15 protein-coding genes are annotated in these 15,464 nt (G+C 32.8%); 4 read left to right on the forward strand and 11 right to left on the reverse strand.

The features are described from left to right. The first annotated feature begins 424 nt into the window (after window positions 1-424). Window positions 425-3,214, forward strand: coding sequence for a LamG-like jellyroll fold domain-containing protein (locus DFQ10_RS14315; RefSeq protein ID WP_115818124.1), 2,790 nt, complete (start codon window positions 425-427; stop codon window positions 3,212-3,214). Between the two features lie 59 nt (window positions 3,215-3,273). Here DFQ10_RS14315 and hisS read toward each other — a convergent pair whose 3' ends face one another. After that, the gene (gene hisS / locus DFQ10_RS14320) at window positions 3,274-4,920 is read right to left on the reverse strand and encodes a histidine--tRNA ligase (protein ID WP_115818125.1); all 1,647 of its coding nucleotides are present in this window, start codon (window positions 4,918-4,920) and stop codon (window positions 3,274-3,276) included. Window positions 4,921-5,142: 222 nt separating this feature from the next. Here hisS and DFQ10_RS14325 point away from each other — a divergent pair, with 222 nt between their 5' ends. Continuing rightward, window positions 5,143-6,384, forward strand: coding sequence for an ABC transporter permease (locus DFQ10_RS14325; protein WP_115818126.1), 1,242 nt, complete (start codon window positions 5,143-5,145; stop codon window positions 6,382-6,384). A 17-nt stretch (window positions 6,385-6,401) separates the two neighbouring features. Then, on the forward strand, window positions 6,402-6,581 hold the full coding sequence (locus tag DFQ10_RS14330) for a hypothetical protein (protein WP_115818127.1): 180 nt from the start codon (window positions 6,402-6,404) through the stop codon (window positions 6,579-6,581). Here DFQ10_RS14330 and DFQ10_RS14335 read toward each other — a convergent pair. The 5 genes from DFQ10_RS14335 to rpsF form a co-directional block, all read right to left on the reverse strand. Continuing rightward, complete coding sequence (locus tag DFQ10_RS14335; RefSeq protein WP_115818128.1) at window positions 6,578-7,054, reverse strand: DUF6495 family protein; 477 nt, start codon at window positions 7,052-7,054, stop codon at window positions 6,578-6,580. The two genes, DFQ10_RS14330 and DFQ10_RS14335, sit on opposite strands and share 4 nt — an antisense overlap. A 26-nt stretch (window positions 7,055-7,080) precedes the next feature. After that, on the reverse strand, window positions 7,081-7,950 hold the full coding sequence (locus DFQ10_RS14340) for a glycerophosphodiester phosphodiesterase family protein (RefSeq protein ID WP_115818129.1): 870 nt from the start codon (window positions 7,948-7,950) through the stop codon (window positions 7,081-7,083). Window positions 7,951-8,087: 137 nt separating this feature from the next. Continuing rightward, on the reverse strand, window positions 8,088-8,549 hold the full coding sequence (gene rplI / locus DFQ10_RS14345; protein ID WP_115818130.1) for a 50S ribosomal protein L9: 462 nt from the start codon (window positions 8,547-8,549) through the stop codon (window positions 8,088-8,090). 12 nt (window positions 8,550-8,561) lie between these two features. After that, window positions 8,562-8,861 carry a 30S ribosomal protein S18 gene (rpsR, locus tag DFQ10_RS14350; protein WP_172837628.1) on the reverse strand — a complete coding sequence of 100 codons (300 nt, stop codon included), beginning with the start codon at window positions 8,859-8,861 and terminating at the stop codon, window positions 8,562-8,564. Continuing rightward, window positions 8,861-9,211: a 30S ribosomal protein S6 gene (gene rpsF, locus DFQ10_RS14355; protein WP_115818131.1), complete on the reverse strand. Its 351-nt coding sequence runs from the start codon at window positions 9,209-9,211 to the stop codon at window positions 8,861-8,863. Before rpsF ends, rpsR begins: the two co-directional genes overlap by 1 nt. Window positions 9,212-9,412: 201 nt before the next feature. Here rpsF and DFQ10_RS14360 point away from each other — a divergent pair, with 201 nt between their 5' ends. After that, a complete protein-coding gene (locus tag DFQ10_RS14360; RefSeq protein WP_020894444.1) occupies window positions 9,413-10,108 on the forward strand; it encodes a LytR/AlgR family response regulator transcription factor in 696 nt (231 codons plus the stop codon). Between the two features lie 75 nt (window positions 10,109-10,183). On the opposite strand, the gene priA is transcribed toward DFQ10_RS14360, so the two are convergent. From priA to DFQ10_RS14385, 5 genes are all read right to left on the reverse strand, one after another. Next, window positions 10,184-12,637, reverse strand: a complete 2,454-nt coding sequence (gene priA / locus DFQ10_RS14365; RefSeq protein WP_115818132.1) for a replication restart helicase PriA — start codon at window positions 12,635-12,637, stop codon at window positions 10,184-10,186. A 94-nt stretch (window positions 12,638-12,731) separates the two neighbouring features. Continuing rightward, window positions 12,732-13,253 carry an outer membrane beta-barrel protein gene (locus tag DFQ10_RS14370; RefSeq protein WP_147299230.1) on the reverse strand — a complete coding sequence of 174 codons (522 nt, stop codon included), beginning with the start codon at window positions 13,251-13,253 and terminating at the stop codon, window positions 12,732-12,734. 273 nt (window positions 13,254-13,526) lie between these two features. Then, entirely contained in the window at window positions 13,527-14,063 is a 537-nt protein-coding gene (locus tag DFQ10_RS14375) for a hypothetical protein (protein WP_147299231.1), read from the reverse strand. Between the two features lie 36 nt (window positions 14,064-14,099). After that, the gene (locus DFQ10_RS14380) at window positions 14,100-14,990 is read right to left on the reverse strand and encodes a tetratricopeptide repeat protein (RefSeq protein WP_181897648.1); all 891 of its coding nucleotides are present in this window, start codon (window positions 14,988-14,990) and stop codon (window positions 14,100-14,102) included. Between the two features lie 25 nt (window positions 14,991-15,015). Continuing rightward, on the reverse strand, window positions 15,016-15,444 hold the full coding sequence (locus DFQ10_RS14385) for a hypothetical protein (protein WP_147299232.1): 429 nt from the start codon (window positions 15,442-15,444) through the stop codon (window positions 15,016-15,018). Between the last annotated feature and the right edge of the window lie 20 nt (window positions 15,445-15,464).

Consider the following 15,464-nt stretch of genomic DNA (forward strand, 5'->3'; position numbering starts at 1 on the left):
TTCTAATTCATATTTTAAATTATCTAAAATATATAACCAGAAATTGCTAAAGTTGATGATCTCAAATAGAAGAAAGGCCTCCGTATAAAACCAGCTCATAAAAATATTATAACCTCAAAAGCATACCACAAGTTTTCTATTTATAATTTACGAATTCGAAATTCCTCCATTTATTGATAAAATAAACGTTTGACAATTCAAAAAACAAGTAAACATACCCACCAAAAACAATTGATTTACAGTTTTTTAGACTCAATATTAAAAATTTTTAACATTAAAAAACGCTGTGTTCATCTGAGTTTTAAGACATAAATTCGTGGTAATTCTTATAAAGAATTACATTTCAACGGATTTATTTGCGTTTTAAGGATAAAAAATGTATGTTTGTCGAATAATTTAGTCCCAAACTAAAATTTAACCGCTTATGATCAGTATTAATATTTTACTGAAACGTTTTACACTATGCTCTATACTTATGTATAGTCTTAACGTTATTGCACAGACTACTGCAACAGATAGTTTCAGTTCCGGTTGGAACAACAGGTATGCTATAGATTCTAATTCAATAATTCCGAATCTTAACATTTCTAGTTCTGATAGCAATGGAATTCAAAATGTCCCTGAAACCGAGAATTCCACGTTTAGTTTACCTAGTAGTATAGATGGAAAACTACAACTCTATTTTGACGGCATAGATGATTATGTAGAAGACGCCACTTTAATAAGCGAATGGTCTGAAATTACACTCATGGGATGGATAAAAACTGACTCTTCGGGATCAATGGTCCAAACTATTTGTGGTCAAGATAATTTTTCTTTATTTCTAGTATTTAATCGTTTAGTCGTTAAAGCTAACAACACCACATTAACTTATACTACAGCACTACCAAACAATCAATGGATTCATGTTGGTGCGACATACAGTGATACTGAAAATAGATTAAAACTTTATATCAATGGAAAAGAAGTAGGTCATAAATCTCTTAATGGACCACTTAATACAGATACGACCCCATTTTACATTGGTAGAAGGCATAACGGATCCGATAAATGGTTCTATAATGGTAACGCAGATGAAATTAGACTTTTTAACAAAGCACTTTCAGATGATGAAATTCAAAAACTAGTTTACCAAGAGATTGAAGATAATGGGAAAGTTCGTGGTACGGAAATATCCAGAGATATCAGTAGTCTTTCTTGGTCTAACCTTATAAAATATTATCGTTTTGATAGCTTTAGAGGTAACATTACAGATAATTTAACGACACCTGGTATTGATGTTGGTACAGGTGCTTCGCTTCACAATATTTCTTCCTCTCAAATTCAAGCGCAAACGGCACCAATGCCATTTGTTACTCAGTCTAGTGGAGACCTTGTTTCGTCTTTAACTAACACTTCTGCTGGAATTAACGGCTCTGATGCTATAAATTATGATTGGTCTATTGTTAAGATTGCTCACAATGGAGTAAACTACAATCACAGCCAAAAACATTTGGGCTTAATTGTAAATGAAAATGATGCGAGCTCTAATCCAATAAAATATGATATCACCAACGACTCTGAACTTAACGTGTCTTGGTATTTAAAACTAGACGGAACTATTGACTTAGAAGGAGAATCTCAATTAGTTCAAGGCGATGAAAGTATATTAGAACCAACGAGCAAAGGTAAAATTGAACGCGACCAACAAGGCACTGCAGACATGTATACTTATAATTATTGGTCTTCACCTGTAAAAATCCAAAACTCAGCCTCAAACAATTTTAGGATTTCAGATGTTATGAACGACGGTTCTGATGCTAACAATCCATCGCAAATTAATTTTTCATCATCAGGTTATGATGGTGCGGCAACTAGCCCTATCAAAATAGCAGATTATTGGATTTGGAAATATGCCAACCTACCCACAGGAACATATTCTGCGTGGCAACACGTTAGACGAACTGGTACCATATTTCCTGGAGAAGGATATACTATGAAAGGACCTGGAACAGGTTCTGTTTCAACACCTCAAAACTATGTGTTTTCTGGAAAACCTAATAATGGTGATATTAACCTAACTTTGGCTGCAAATAATGACTACTTAGTAGGTAATCCCTACCCTTCTGCTATAGATGCTAATCTATTTATTTTAGATAATGGTCCCGAGTTAGACTATGATAATATGCCAGTTACAGATGCAACACCTTTAATTAGTGGTACACTTTATTTCTGGGAACATTGGGGAGGAGGCTCACATTACCTGCAAGATTATCAAGGTGGTTATGCTACATACAACTTCTCTGGAGCTGTTGCTGCAGCTTATAAAGGTGATAACTACCCAGAATTAGCTGCTGGAGGTATCCCTACAAAAAAACCAGGACGTTATATTCCGGTTGGACAAGGTTTCTTTGTTACTGGTGAAAACTCCGGAACTATCAACTTTAACAACGCACAACGTGTTTTTAGAAAAGAAAATACCTCTTCTGTATTTATGAGAAGTGCAAATACTCAAACTTCTGAAAATGATGAGGCTACTGAAGAAGAAGATCTTAGAATGAAATTTAGAATTGGCTTTAATTCTATTAACACCATACGTAGACAATTACTATTGACCATTGACGACAACGCCACACCAAATGAAGATTGGGCTTATGATGGTAAATTAAATGAAACTCAAATAGATGATATGTATTGGCTTATTAATGACAATGCTTACATCATACAAGGTAGTAACGAAGCTGAGATTTCTACAGTATATCCATTAGGAATTAAAACAAATACTGATGGATTAAATGCCATAATGATTGACGATTTAGAACATGTGCCTGATGCCATGAATATATATCTACACGACATTGCACTAGATCTTTATCACGATTTAAGAGTCTCTGATTACGAAATTTTCTTGAATGCAGGAGAATATCTTAACCGTTTTGAAATTACATTTAGCACGCCTGAACAACTTTTAGGTATAGACGACCAAGTAGCCAACCAAATTGATGTTGTTTACTCAAATGACATTAAAAAAGTTGTGATTATTAACCCAAGTCAATTAGAAGTAAAATCTATTACGCTTTATAATATGTTAGGGCAATCCGTTTATTATAATGCTAACATAGTGCAAAGTAATTATTCGGAATACAACATTGAGAACTTAAGTGTTGGCACTTACATTATTAAGTTGCAAACCCAAACAGGCTCGCTAGTAACCAAGAAAGTTTTAATAAAATAATGGATTGTTTTTTGTTAGTGATAAGAAAGTCTCAGCCTTAATAAAAGCTGAGGCTTTCTTTATTTTAATACGTTTAGAAGCGCATTAAACTCTAATTTCTGCTGCTCACCAGAAACCATATTTTTTAATGTAAAAACTTCCGATTTTAATTCTTCCTCACCCATTATAACCACAAACGGAATGTTACGACGATTTGCATAATTCATTTGCTTTTTCATCTGTTTGCCAGAAACTGCTGCATCTGGAAACAACTCGGCTTTTACATTAGCTTGTCTTAATTTAGTTACGGCTCCCAAACTAAATAGGGCTTCTTTATCTCCAAAATTAATGAAAAGTACTTTTGTAGATTCTGCAATAGTAGATGGAAATAAATTTAATTCCTCTAAGACCAAGTAAATTCGATCTAAACCAAAGCTAATACCAACACCACTTGTATCTGGTTTTCCAAAAATACTAGTAAGATCATCGTAACGACCACCTCCACCGATAGAGCCCATTTTTACACCTTCAGGTACAGACACTTCAAAAATGGCTCCTGTATAATAATTTAAGCCTCTTGCTAACGTTACATCTAATTGTAGAGTTGCTGTTTTTAGTTTTAAGTTTGAAATGGCTGTGTTTATAAATTCGAGTTCTTCTATGCCTTTTAATCCAATTTCAGAAGTACTTAAAATAGATTTTAAACTTTCAATCTGATCACCAAAATCTCCTTTTAAAGTAAATAAAGGTTGAAGCTTAGTAATACCATCTTCAGAAATGCCTTTACCACGCATTTCTTCTTTTACTTTCTCCTCACCTATTTTATCTAACTTATCTAAAGCCACTGTAAAATCGATGAGCTTATCTTGTGCTCCAATGACTTCTGCAATACCAGATAAGATTTTACGATTGTTGATTTTAATAGTTACGCCTTCTAATTTTAAAGCTGAAAATACCGCATCATACAACTGTACAAATTCTACTTCTTGAAACAAGGATTTAGAACCTACTACATCTGCATCACATTGATAGAATTCTCTAAAACGTCCTTTTTGCGGACGGTCTGCACGCCAAACCGGTTGCATTTGGTAGCGTTTAAATGGGAATTCTATGTCGTTTTGGTGTTGTACGACGTAGCGCGCGAAAGGTACTGTGAGGTCGTAACGAAGGGCTTTTTCTGAAATTAAAGATGATGCCTTCTTAGAATCCAAAATATCTGAATCCATTAAATATGCTGTATAATAAAAAACAAATAGAGTTTCTCTAACTTTATTTTCATTATTCTGTAATATATTTATAATATCATCTTTGTAATCAATAAAAAAACTTAAAATTCTATCACTACTCCTATTGTTATCGATATTAGATTCTAATATGAATTGTTTTATTCTCGTATTATAATTTTCACTATTTATATCAGCAAGTTTATTTATAATTACATCCATTGCTTTGTAAAAATCAACAACAATAACACCTGCTTCACTTAATTTATGTTTGATTTCTTTAAAATAATCACCCGAATTCAAAATCTTAAAAATCAAGCGATCTCCTTCATCTCCATATTTACCCATTAAGGTTTCCGAGTTTTCAAAACTTGGCGTTTCAATAGGTTGAAATCCAAAAATTTGAAACTGTTCTTTTATCGTTTCCATGATATAAGAACGCTTCGCTACTTCTTCTGCGTTAAAATCTCTTGTGCCTTTTGGTATGCTTGGTTTTTGTGCCATAGTACGTCCTGCAAAAACAGGAATCTCTTTTAATGAAACTTATTTTAAAATTGAAATCTAATGCGCTCAATGAAGCATTTCAATTAACTTGATGTTGATTCAATTCGTCACAAAAATATTATAATTTTTAAAGGTCTTACTAAGATAATTGGTTTTTATAGTAACTTTATAGTGTTTAAGTCGTCTTATTGATTAAATAACCCAACAAACGCCACAAAAACTATGTTTTCATTAGCTAGAGAGAATATTAGAATTGCTTTCGATTCTATTAAAAGTCAACTGCTGCGTACCATTTTAACGGTATTAATTATCGCTATTGGAATTATGGCTTTGGTTGGTATATTAAGTGGTGTGTCTGCATTAGAAAATACTATTTCTAGCAATTTCTCTTCCATGGGTTCAAATACCTTTAATTTTCAGCGTTACGAGTTTACAGCAAGACGTCAAAGTAGTAGAGAACGTCAGAAAATAAATCCGGTAATTGACTATAGAAATGTGAAGGATTTTGAAGATAATTACAACTTTCCGTTTACCAAAGTGGCAGTTTCATTCTTTGGCACCTCTACGGCTGAGGTAAAATACGACAATAAAAAAACAGATCCAGAAGTTGGTGTGCTTGGTGCAAATGAATTTTATATTGAAAATGCAGGACTAGAGATTGAAAACGGTAGGTCTTTAAATGTTTTTGATGTAAAAAACAGTAATGCTGTTTGTGTTATTGGAAGTGATATACAAAAGGCTTTATTTCCTGTTGAAAATCCGGTTGGAAAAACCATAAGCATCAGAGGTTCTAAATTTAAAGTGGCTGGTGTACTAAAAGAAAAAGGCTCAACGTTTGGTAACAATCAAGATTTAAGAGTGATTTTACCCATACAAAAAGCACGTTCTATTTTTACCAATGCCAATATCGATTATAGCTTAAGTGTAAAAGTAGATAAAGCCGATATGCTTGATGCTGCACAAGAAGATGCCGTTTTAACCTTTAGAAATATTAGAGGATTGAACCCAATAGAAAAGGATGATTTTGGTATAGTACGTAGTGATGATTTACTAAATCAGGCCACACAAAACATCGATGCACTTTATGTCGCTGCATGGATCATTAGTATTATTACCATTTTTGGTTCTACAATTGCCTTAATGAATATTATGCTCGTTTCAGTAAGTGAACGTACCCGAGAAATTGGAGTAAGAAAAGCGCTTGGTGCTAAGAGTAAAACCATCGCATTTCAGTTTTTTATGGAAACTGTAATTATTGGCCAGTTTGGCGGAATTTTAGGAATTATACTCGGCATTTTAATAGGTATGGCTGTTGCAAAAGGTTTTGAACTTGAATTTTCCACACCTTGGGTTGCCATGATTTGGGCAACAAGTATTGCTTTTATTGTAGCTGTTGTTTCTGGTTTATATCCTGCAACGAAAGCAGCGAAGTTAGATCCTATAGAATCCCTTCGCTACGAATAAGAAACCTATTGGTATTTATGAAAGATTTCTTTATAAAACTCAATACCTTTTTTCGAAATATTCTTTTAGATGATGTTGATAAACCATACGGAAAACCACTACCGTATCACAGAAAATTTAATTCAAAAGAACGACAGAAAAAGGACATTAAGCACAAAAGAGCTAATGAACATAAACAGCAAACAAAAGGTTTTTAAGCTCCCTTAACCAAATTAGCAAAATAGGTAAACAATTCTCCTTTTGTAATATTTGCACCAGACTGAATCATTTTAAAAATATCTAAATGCTTATCTTCTGAATACTCTTTTTTCGCATTAAAAAACTCAACAGAATCAGACAATAAATTATCACGTAACCAATTAAAACCTTCTTTGGTTGTAAAATCTACTGCTTTGTTATCAATTCTTAAAGCAATTAAACGCATGCTCTTTTCATTACATTGAAACAAGTGAATTTGTTGCGGAGAAATATGCTCTAAAAATTCTACTTTACCTAAAACACCAAGCCAAACTAAATCACTAAAAACATCTAGTTCTTGCTCTGCTGTTTCTGGTTTGTTCTTTTTTATATCTTCCCACTCGTCTGCAGTAATAGATTGAGTGGCTAAAAAGTTGATGAATTCTTGGTGTAATTCTTCAAATTGTTCTTTTGTTAATCTTGAATATTTCATGTTCCGAAAATTATTCGTTTTAAAAATTAATTAATCGCATTAAAGGCTTCAAAAGGTCTATCAGTTGCCATAATATCAACTCCATCTTCTTTCCATTTCAAATATAATTTGTCTCCTTTTGCTTCTGCACTTTTATCTAAGTTCCCTAAAGTTCCCAGCATACAAAGGATATTATTATCGTGTAATCTTTTATATAGTGAGACATCTGATAAACGCGTACCTGTGAAGGCTAACATATTTTTAGTCGGAATATTTGCGTCTAACAAACGATCAAACTCTTCATTATTTCTGGCAGAAACAGACAACAATAAATCTGGAGCCAATTTGTAAGCTGATATTGCTTGTTCTACATTGTAAGTGATAATAATGCTGGTATCTTCAGCTTTTGCCTTTCTAATGGCCTTGATAACCGTTTCTTGGCCTACAGATCTTTTAATATCAATTGTTAAAATCACTTTATTCTTTACACACCAAGCTAATACTTCGGAAAATAATGGAATTTTAAAGGTTGTTTCATTGCCGTGATCATCTACTAAATTAAATTGCTTTAATTCATTGTAGGTTAATTCACTTACTTTTCCAGTTCCTGTTGTGGTTCTATCAATTGAATTATCATGTAATAATATAAGCTGGCCATCTTTGGTTTGCGCAACATCTACCTCATAGATGGCATAAATACTATCCTTAAGATAATTAATTGTTTCTAGGCAGTTTTCAGGGTAATTTAATAGCCCTTTTCCTCCACGATGAACACTAATATTTGGATAGTCTGTTTGAGATGCTCTAAATAATTCAATAAGTTTAGAAGACTCAATTTCTGAAGTCTTAGCAGATTCTTTAGCTTGTTTACAGCTAAATAAAGAGACTATTAAAAAGATAAAAAGAATATGTTTCATAAAAATACCTATTTAAGTCCAAAGAGGACTTAGTTTTTAAAGACTCACTGTATCTAAACGTGTAATAATCTGATAAAAAAAGTTATAAAAAAACCGCTTAGAAAACTAAACGGTTTTTTAAAATTGTAATAAAAAGATTATGCGTCAGCAACAACGTCGAAAGTTAAATCAACTGTTACCGCTCTATGTAATCTAATTGCAGCTTCGTACTGACCTAAACGCTTAATGTTACCACCATTGATAGAAATGAATTTCTTATCAACGTCGTGACCAGCGTTTTTGAATGCAGCTGCCAAATCCATATTGGTAATAGAACCAAATAATTTGTCACCAGCAGTAGCACCTGTACCAGCTTTCGCTGTTATTTTTATTTCTAAAGCTTTTATTGCTTCAGCTGTTTTTTCAGCATCTGCAATAATAGTTTTCTCTTTGTAAGCTCTTTGCTTTAAAGTTTCTGCTAATACTTTTTTAGCAGAAGAAGTCGCCATTATAGCTTGTCCTTGAGGAATTAAAAAATTTCTACCATAACCGTTCTTAACAGATACAATATCGTCTTTAAATCCTAAATTTTCAACGTCTTGTTTTAATATAAGTTCCATTGTTATGATATTTTATTTTAATAAATCAGCAACATATGGCATAAGCGCTAAATGTCTAGCTCTTTTTACAGCCACAGATACTTTTCTTTGATACTTTAAAGATGTTCCTGTTAAACGTCTTGGCAATAACTTACCTTGTTCGTTTACAAAACCTAATAACCAATCTGCATCTTTATAATCTACATACTTGATTCCAGATTTTTTGAAACGACAATATTTTTTAGTCTTAGACGTCTCGATATTTAAAGGAGTTAAATATCTAATTTCGCCGTCTTTTTTTCCTTTTGCTTGTTGTTCTATTGATGACATAATTATGCTTTTGCTTTTGCTTTAACTTTCAGTTTCTCTCTTCTTCTCTCAGCCCATGAAATAGCATGTTTGTCTAATTTCACAGTTAAGTAACGCATAAAACGCTCATCACGTCTAAACTCTACCTCTAAAGGTTCAATTGCTTCACCAGCAACAGTAAATTCAAATAAATGGTAAAAACCACTTTTTTTGTTTTGGATTGGGTAAGCCAACTTTTTCAAGCCCCAATCTTCTTTGGCAATCATCTTAGCACCTTTAGAAACGAGCATATCCTCGTATTTCTTTACTGTCTCCTTTATCTGATCGTCAGATAAAACGGGATTTAAGATGAAAACAGTTTCATAATGATTCATAATAAATAATTTTGTTTATTGTTAAAACGGGTGCAAAAATAAGCATTTATTCTATATTTGCCAACGTTTTCTGAAAGTAAAAATTATATTAATTTAATACGCTCAAAATTATGTTAATTTTTACGGTTTGTCGGTAATATTTGTTTTTTAACCGAATTTATCGTACTATTGTCGATATCTTAACCTAAAATTAATAATGTTATGACTTTAAACTGTGTAGTTGTTGATGATTCTGCGATTCAACGCCTCTCTATAGTAAAGTTAATTGAGAACCATTCCTCACTTAACCTTATTGCAGAGTACAGCAGTGCGTTAGAAACAAAAAACGGTCTTAATACCCATAAAGTAGATCTTATCTTCCTAGATATAGAGATGCCTGTATTAAACGGTTTTGAGTTGCTAGATGTGCTCAACAACAAACCCCAAATTATTTTCGTTACTGGTAAAACAGAATATGCTTTTAAAGCATTTAATTATGATGCCACTGATTATCTTCAAAAACCAATTACTAAAGAACGTTTTAATGTTGCCGTAGAAAAAGCTATTGAGCAACATAAATTAAAATTAGACTTTAATGAAACGGATGGCGAACATATCTTTGTAAAAAGCAACCTTAAAAAACGTAAGGTTTATATTAAGGACATTAAATGGATTGAAGCTTTAGGTGATTACGTAAAAGTAGTTACAGAAGAGAACAGTCTTGTTGTTTTATCTACAATGAAAGCTTTTGAAAGCGAATTGCCTGAAGGGAAGTTTTTAAGAATCCACAAATCTTATATTGTGAATCTTGATAAAATTGACCGATTTAACAGTAAAAATGTTGAAGTTGGTGCTTACGAAATTCCTTTGAGTCGAAATAAAAAGACCCAATTAGTTGATGCTTTAAATAATATGTAGATCATTACATTTACATTTTAAGCATTACATTATAATTTTAAAAAATCCTAAGCTACGGCTTAGGATTTTTTATTTCTAATAGTTGTCTACATTAATAATTACACGTACTGGTCTAAAATCTTTTACAGCATTAAAGCTATTATCAATTCTTTTAATTGCTTCTTTAGTTTTTACTAATGATTGTTGCTGAGGGATTTTTACCAAAATATTTTTGTGATATAAATTTCGGATTCTAGAAACTGGTGGGAATTCTGGACCTAAAACATTTGCCTTAAATAGTTGTTTCAAGGATTTTGCATACCAATCTGCTGCTAAATTTACACGATTATAATCTTTGTGTTTAAAGGTTATTTTAATCAACCTAAAAATGGGTGGATATTTAAAATTGTAGCGCTCATTCATCTGCTCTGCAAACATTTCCTTATAAGCATTTGTAGATACTTGTTGCAAAATATTATGATGCGGATTGTAGGTCTGAATTAAAACCTTCCCTCTCAAATCTGTTCGTCCTGCCCTACCCGACACTTGCGCCATTAATTGATAACTACGTTCGTGCGCTCTAAAATCTGGAAAGTTGAGCAAGTTATCTGCATTCATAATCCCAACTAACTTTACGTATCTAAAATCGAGACCTTTGGTTAGCATTTGTGTCCCAACCAAAATATCAACTTCACGCTGTTCAAAGCTGTTAATTATTTTCTCGAAACCGTATTTTCCTCTTGTTGTATCTAAATCCATACGTGCTACTTTCTTTTCAGGAAATAACACTTTTACCTCTTCTTCTATCTGTTCTGTTCCAAAACCTTTAGTATCTAATGTAGAATTTCCGCAAGCTTGACAACTTTTAAGCATGGCAGAATTATAACCACAATAATGACAACGCAATTGATCTCTATATTGATGATAGGTTAAACTGACATCGCAATTAGGACATTGAGGTGATGTTCCGCAAGTGGTACATTCTATAATAGGAGAAAATCCTCGTCTATTCTGAAATAATATAATTTGAAAGCCTTCCTCTAGCGTTTCTGTCATTTCCTCAATTAGTCTATCACTAAAATGACCTTTCATGCGTTTACGCTTGTACTTATCTGCTAAATCTACTAGCTCAATATCTGGCATTAACACATTGTTGTAACGTGTATTTAATTCAACCAAACCATATTTGCCCTGACTCGCATTAAAATAACTTTCTAAACTTGGGGTTGCTGACCCTAAAAGTGTTTTTGCTTTAAATATATTAGCTAATACAATGGCAGCATCTCTTGCATGATAACGTGGAGCAGGATCAAATTGCTTATAAGACGACTCATGCTCTTCATCAACAATAATTAACCCTAAATTTGTAAATGGCAATAGCAATGAGGAACGTGCTCCTATAATTACTTGGGCTTTTTCTGAATTAGCCAACATATTTTGCCAAACTTCTACCCTTTCGTTGCCTGAATATCTAGAATGAAAAACAGCGACTTTCTCTCCAAAATAATCTTGAAGTCTATTTACTAATTGTGTAGTTAGAGCAATTTCTGGCAATAAATACAAAACTTGCTTACCAATTTCTAGTTGCTTTTGAATGAGCTGAACATATATTTCGGTTTTCCCAGAAGAGGTCACACCATGTAATAAAGCTACAGACTTTTCTTTAAAAATAGCTTCAACCTCATTATAAGCATCTTGTTGAGCTTCACTTAATCTTTTAGCATCTTCATCTCCATCACCTTCAAACTGCACGCGATCTACTTGAATGTGGTATTCTTCTAAAATTTGTTTATCTATCAATGTTTTTACAATAGAAGCTGATGCTCCACTCCGCTCAGTTAATTCTGAAACTTTAATGGGTTGCTTTAGTGATGCCTCCATTGTAAATAAAGTTAACACCACTTCGCGTTGTTTTGGCGCTCTACTTAATTCCTCTAATAACTCTTGTAATTTTTCTTGTGTTTTATGGTTGTGATGCAACTTTACATAACGCACTAATTTTGGTGTGTATTTTTCGTAAAGTTCCTCTTGTAGATGTATTACACCTTTTTTTACTAAATCATTGATAATAGGCAATACCCGCTTTTTATCTAAAATAGAAACAACATCATTTATTTTTAATGAAGATTGATGCTGTAATGCCTCATATATTAAATATTCTTCGTCTTTTAATTCTGATTGCTCAACTGTTGCCTTTTCATTTTTTGAAATAATAGTTTCACTCTCTAAAAGAAAAGCATTAGGCATTGCAGCGCGCATCACCTCTCCCAAACTGCACATATAATAATCAGCAATCCACTCCCAATGCTTTAATTGATGAGATGTAATTACTGGCGAATCGTCTAAAATTTGATGAATCGTTTTGGCATCATAAGCCGTTGGAGGGTTTTGATGAATTGTATAAACTAAAGCTGTATAGATTTTACTTTTTCCGAAAGGAACAGCAACTCTCATTCCTGGTTTTAAGAATTGAGATTCTGCTTCAGTGATGTGATAGGTAAAAGCCTTTTGAAGCGGAATTGGTAATATGACATCTATAAAATGTAGCATACTCCAAAAGTAATGCCTTTAAATAAAAAAACCACCTCTTATGAGATGGTTTTATATCAAAATTTAATTTAGTTTGTAAAAAAAGAATCACAGCTTAAAAGTCGAAATAATAATGCACACTCGCACCATAAGAAAGACCTGCAAAACTATCTATTCCATTGCCAAAATCACCGCCTACATAACCTAGTTCACCACTAAAAGTTAGACCTTCAACAAAGTCTGGAATTTCACATTCTACTCCGCCACCCAATCCAAAACCAATAGTATTAAAGGAATCCGAATAGCCATAATAATCATACTTCACAGTAAAATAACTTAATTGAGCATATCCATAAGGCTTAAAGAAAAAAGAATCACCAAGGATATCAAAATTATAAAGGTATCTACCAGAGACTCCAAAAGAAAAACTAGTAGAATCATAACCATACGATGCGCCACCCAAAATCAATTGTGCAGCATGGGTTTCAGTAAAATTGTATTTGGCACTTAACCCATAAGCAGGATAAGAAGAGGCTATTCCTGCTCCTAAAACACCTGGCTCAGCCATGCGTTGAGCATGTGTAGTTGATAAAAAAGCAAAACTAAATACTAGGATAAAAAGAAAATTGGTTTTCATATTGATTACATAGATTGATTAATATTTTTTTAATTTTCACTAGAACGAATTAACACTCACCACAAGACTTAACCGTTTAATTTTAAGACAAATAAATAACCTCAAATTAATACTTAACGGCAAAAAATAACGATAAACAGTAAAAATACTAGCCAAAACAGAGTTCCCTATTGGACGCATATTCTATTACTATCCTACGCGATGTCATTACTCTTAAAATTTAGATTTAAATTTATGTGGCAAATCACAATACTTAATAGCACTTCTGTATTCTTAATTTATATAGAATGGAATATTAGTAAAGCTTCCATTTGAAACTGTATAGGTTGTATTTGTATCCGAATCGATAGTGACAAAACTAAAAGTTCCTGAAATTCTTTCACCTGCGATATCTACAGAAGTAATATTAAGGTTTGCACTAGTAGATTCATCACCATCAATGTTTGTAGAACCATTTTCATCTTCAAAAGTATATGTACCACCTAAAAGGTCATTAGGATAAAAAAACGAGGCACCTGCAACAATAACATCAGGATTATCCATTAATAAAGTAACACCAATAGCTGTAGTTTCTGAGTTATCTGAAATGCCATCAGTAGAAGCTCCCATGCCAAAAGCATAAATAGTATTAGGACCAGAATCGCTACTTGTAATAGCAGCTGCAACAGAATTTTGCCCAAAAGTAAATGTTTTAGTTTCTCCATTAACGTCTGCTCTTACTGTGCCATCTCCAAGTATATTCGCTATTTCCTCTTCTACATCACAACTTACCATAGTAATGGCAAATAAACACACTAGTAATTTCTTCATAAATTTTAAATTTTATTTTGATTAATTAATTGAATTTTATCCATTTCCCATTTTAAATAATTTACGAAGTGACGACGTATCTTTCTTTTTATTCTCTTTTGGTTTTATGGTTCTACTCCTACTCGACTTACTGGGTTCTGCTGTAATGGCTTTAGAAGATTTACTACCTTCGGTTTTGCTGCGTCTCGTTACTGCTTTAATTTCATTTTTTGTTTTGAGATCCTTGGCTTTTGGGATGTTAGCCATTGTACCTCCTGCTTTTTTATCTGCAAGTGCTCTTAACTTTACAACTTCTATATCTAATTCCCCAAAATATATCTTATCATAAAGTAAAACTGCTTCTTTATAGCGTTCTTGTTCTTCGTAAACCCACGCTAATAAAAGCAACTGATGCCTGGTTGACTTTACATTCTCTTTATTAGGATTTAGCTCTAAACTCTTATTTATATCTGCTTCCGTTGCTTTAATATTACCCAACTTAAACTGCACTTGGGCACGCATAAAATAAGCCATGGCATTTGGTGTTAAAGCTACCATTTGATCATACTTTTCTAAATCACTTTCGTTAGCATTTTCTCTCGCTATTAGCTTTTGGCTGGTTCTTTGGTAATCGAGATGTTTGTAATACGCTTCGCAACTATAGATTAATTCAGATTGCATAGACAGTAACAAATCCTTGCGCGCTATTTGCCCTAAATAGTACTTTTTATTAACGTCTGGTTCTACAATTTGAGCATCAATTTGAGTAGCATATTTAGGAAGTGTTTCCCTTAAACAGGCTTTATACGCATTTTCAGTGAGTGTACGTTTTAAACTTTCTTCGGTTAAACAATCGCACATATCAGCTCTAAAATCACTTTTATAAGTTTGTGCTTTAATAGTAAAAGCCCCAACTAAATAGATTAAAATGGATACTATAAGTTTCATATGTAAGACCTTAAAATAATTACAATTAATCTTCATCTTCTTCCGTTCCTATGAAATAAGCTTTTACTGAAAGCATGCAAAATTTTAATGCTTTCTTGGATCGATTTAAATTGAATGTAGCTTTGGCTTGCCTCATAAAAGGGGCATCACTAATATCCTCTGCTATATCTGGTACCTCTTGCCAAAGACTATCCACATCTCTTTCTGCTCTCTCCATTAATTCATCTTCTATTTCTGCTGGCACTTCTACTCCTGCTTTTGTTAAACTATCATAAACAAAAACTTTGTGATACAGCTCAAATGAGTGTTTTACAAACTTATCTACACTAGTAATTTTAGATGCTTTTTTAGGTGGCTTTATTCGAATTTCTTGAGACCAACAATTTGTTGACAACAAAAAAAGAATAGACATTCCTAAAAACATAAAACGGGATAAATTGCTGATTGATTTCATAACATTCTGTTTTAGTTTAC

Source organism: Winogradskyella eximia (assembly GCF_003386165.1).
Lineage (GTDB): Bacteria > Bacteroidota > Bacteroidia > Flavobacteriales > Flavobacteriaceae > Winogradskyella > Winogradskyella eximia.

What these genes read in the sequence shown, in the direction of transcription:
- DFQ10_RS14325 (WP_115818126.1), top strand. Translation starts at nt 5,143, where the DNA reads ATGTTTTCATTAGCTAGAGAGAATATTAGAATTGCTTTCGATTCTATT.
- rplI (WP_115818130.1), bottom strand. Translation starts at nt 8,549, where the DNA reads ATGGAACTTATATTAAAACAAGACGTTGAAAATTTAGGATTTAAAGAC.
- rpsF (WP_115818131.1), bottom strand. Translation starts at nt 9,211, where the DNA reads ATGAATCATTATGAAACTGTTTTCATCTTAAATCCCGTTTTATCTGAC.
- DFQ10_RS14380 (WP_181897648.1), bottom strand. Translation starts at nt 14,990, where the DNA reads ATGAAACTTATAGTATCCATTTTAATCTATTTAGTTGGGGCTTTTACT.
- DFQ10_RS14335 (WP_115818128.1), bottom strand. Translation starts at nt 7,054, where the DNA reads ATGAAATATTCAAGATTAACAAAAGAACAATTTGAAGAATTACACCAA.
- DFQ10_RS14375 (WP_147299231.1), bottom strand. Translation starts at nt 14,063, where the DNA reads ATGAAGAAATTACTAGTGTGTTTATTTGCCATTACTATGGTAAGTTGT.
- DFQ10_RS14330 (WP_115818127.1), top strand. Translation starts at nt 6,402, where the DNA reads ATGAAAGATTTCTTTATAAAACTCAATACCTTTTTTCGAAATATTCTT.
- DFQ10_RS14385 (WP_147299232.1), bottom strand. Translation starts at nt 15,444, where the DNA reads ATGAAATCAATCAGCAATTTATCCCGTTTTATGTTTTTAGGAATGTCT.
- priA (WP_115818132.1), bottom strand. Translation starts at nt 12,637, where the DNA reads ATGCTACATTTTATAGATGTCATATTACCAATTCCGCTTCAAAAGGCT.
- hisS (WP_115818125.1), bottom strand. Translation starts at nt 4,920, where the DNA reads ATGGCACAAAAACCAAGCATACCAAAAGGCACAAGAGATTTTAACGCA.
- DFQ10_RS14315 (WP_115818124.1), top strand. Translation starts at nt 425, where the DNA reads ATGATCAGTATTAATATTTTACTGAAACGTTTTACACTATGCTCTATA.
- DFQ10_RS14340 (WP_115818129.1), bottom strand. Translation starts at nt 7,950, where the DNA reads ATGAAACATATTCTTTTTATCTTTTTAATAGTCTCTTTATTTAGCTGT.
- DFQ10_RS14360 (WP_020894444.1), top strand. Translation starts at nt 9,413, where the DNA reads ATGACTTTAAACTGTGTAGTTGTTGATGATTCTGCGATTCAACGCCTC.
- DFQ10_RS14370 (WP_147299230.1), bottom strand. Translation starts at nt 13,253, where the DNA reads ATGAAAACCAATTTTCTTTTTATCCTAGTATTTAGTTTTGCTTTTTTA.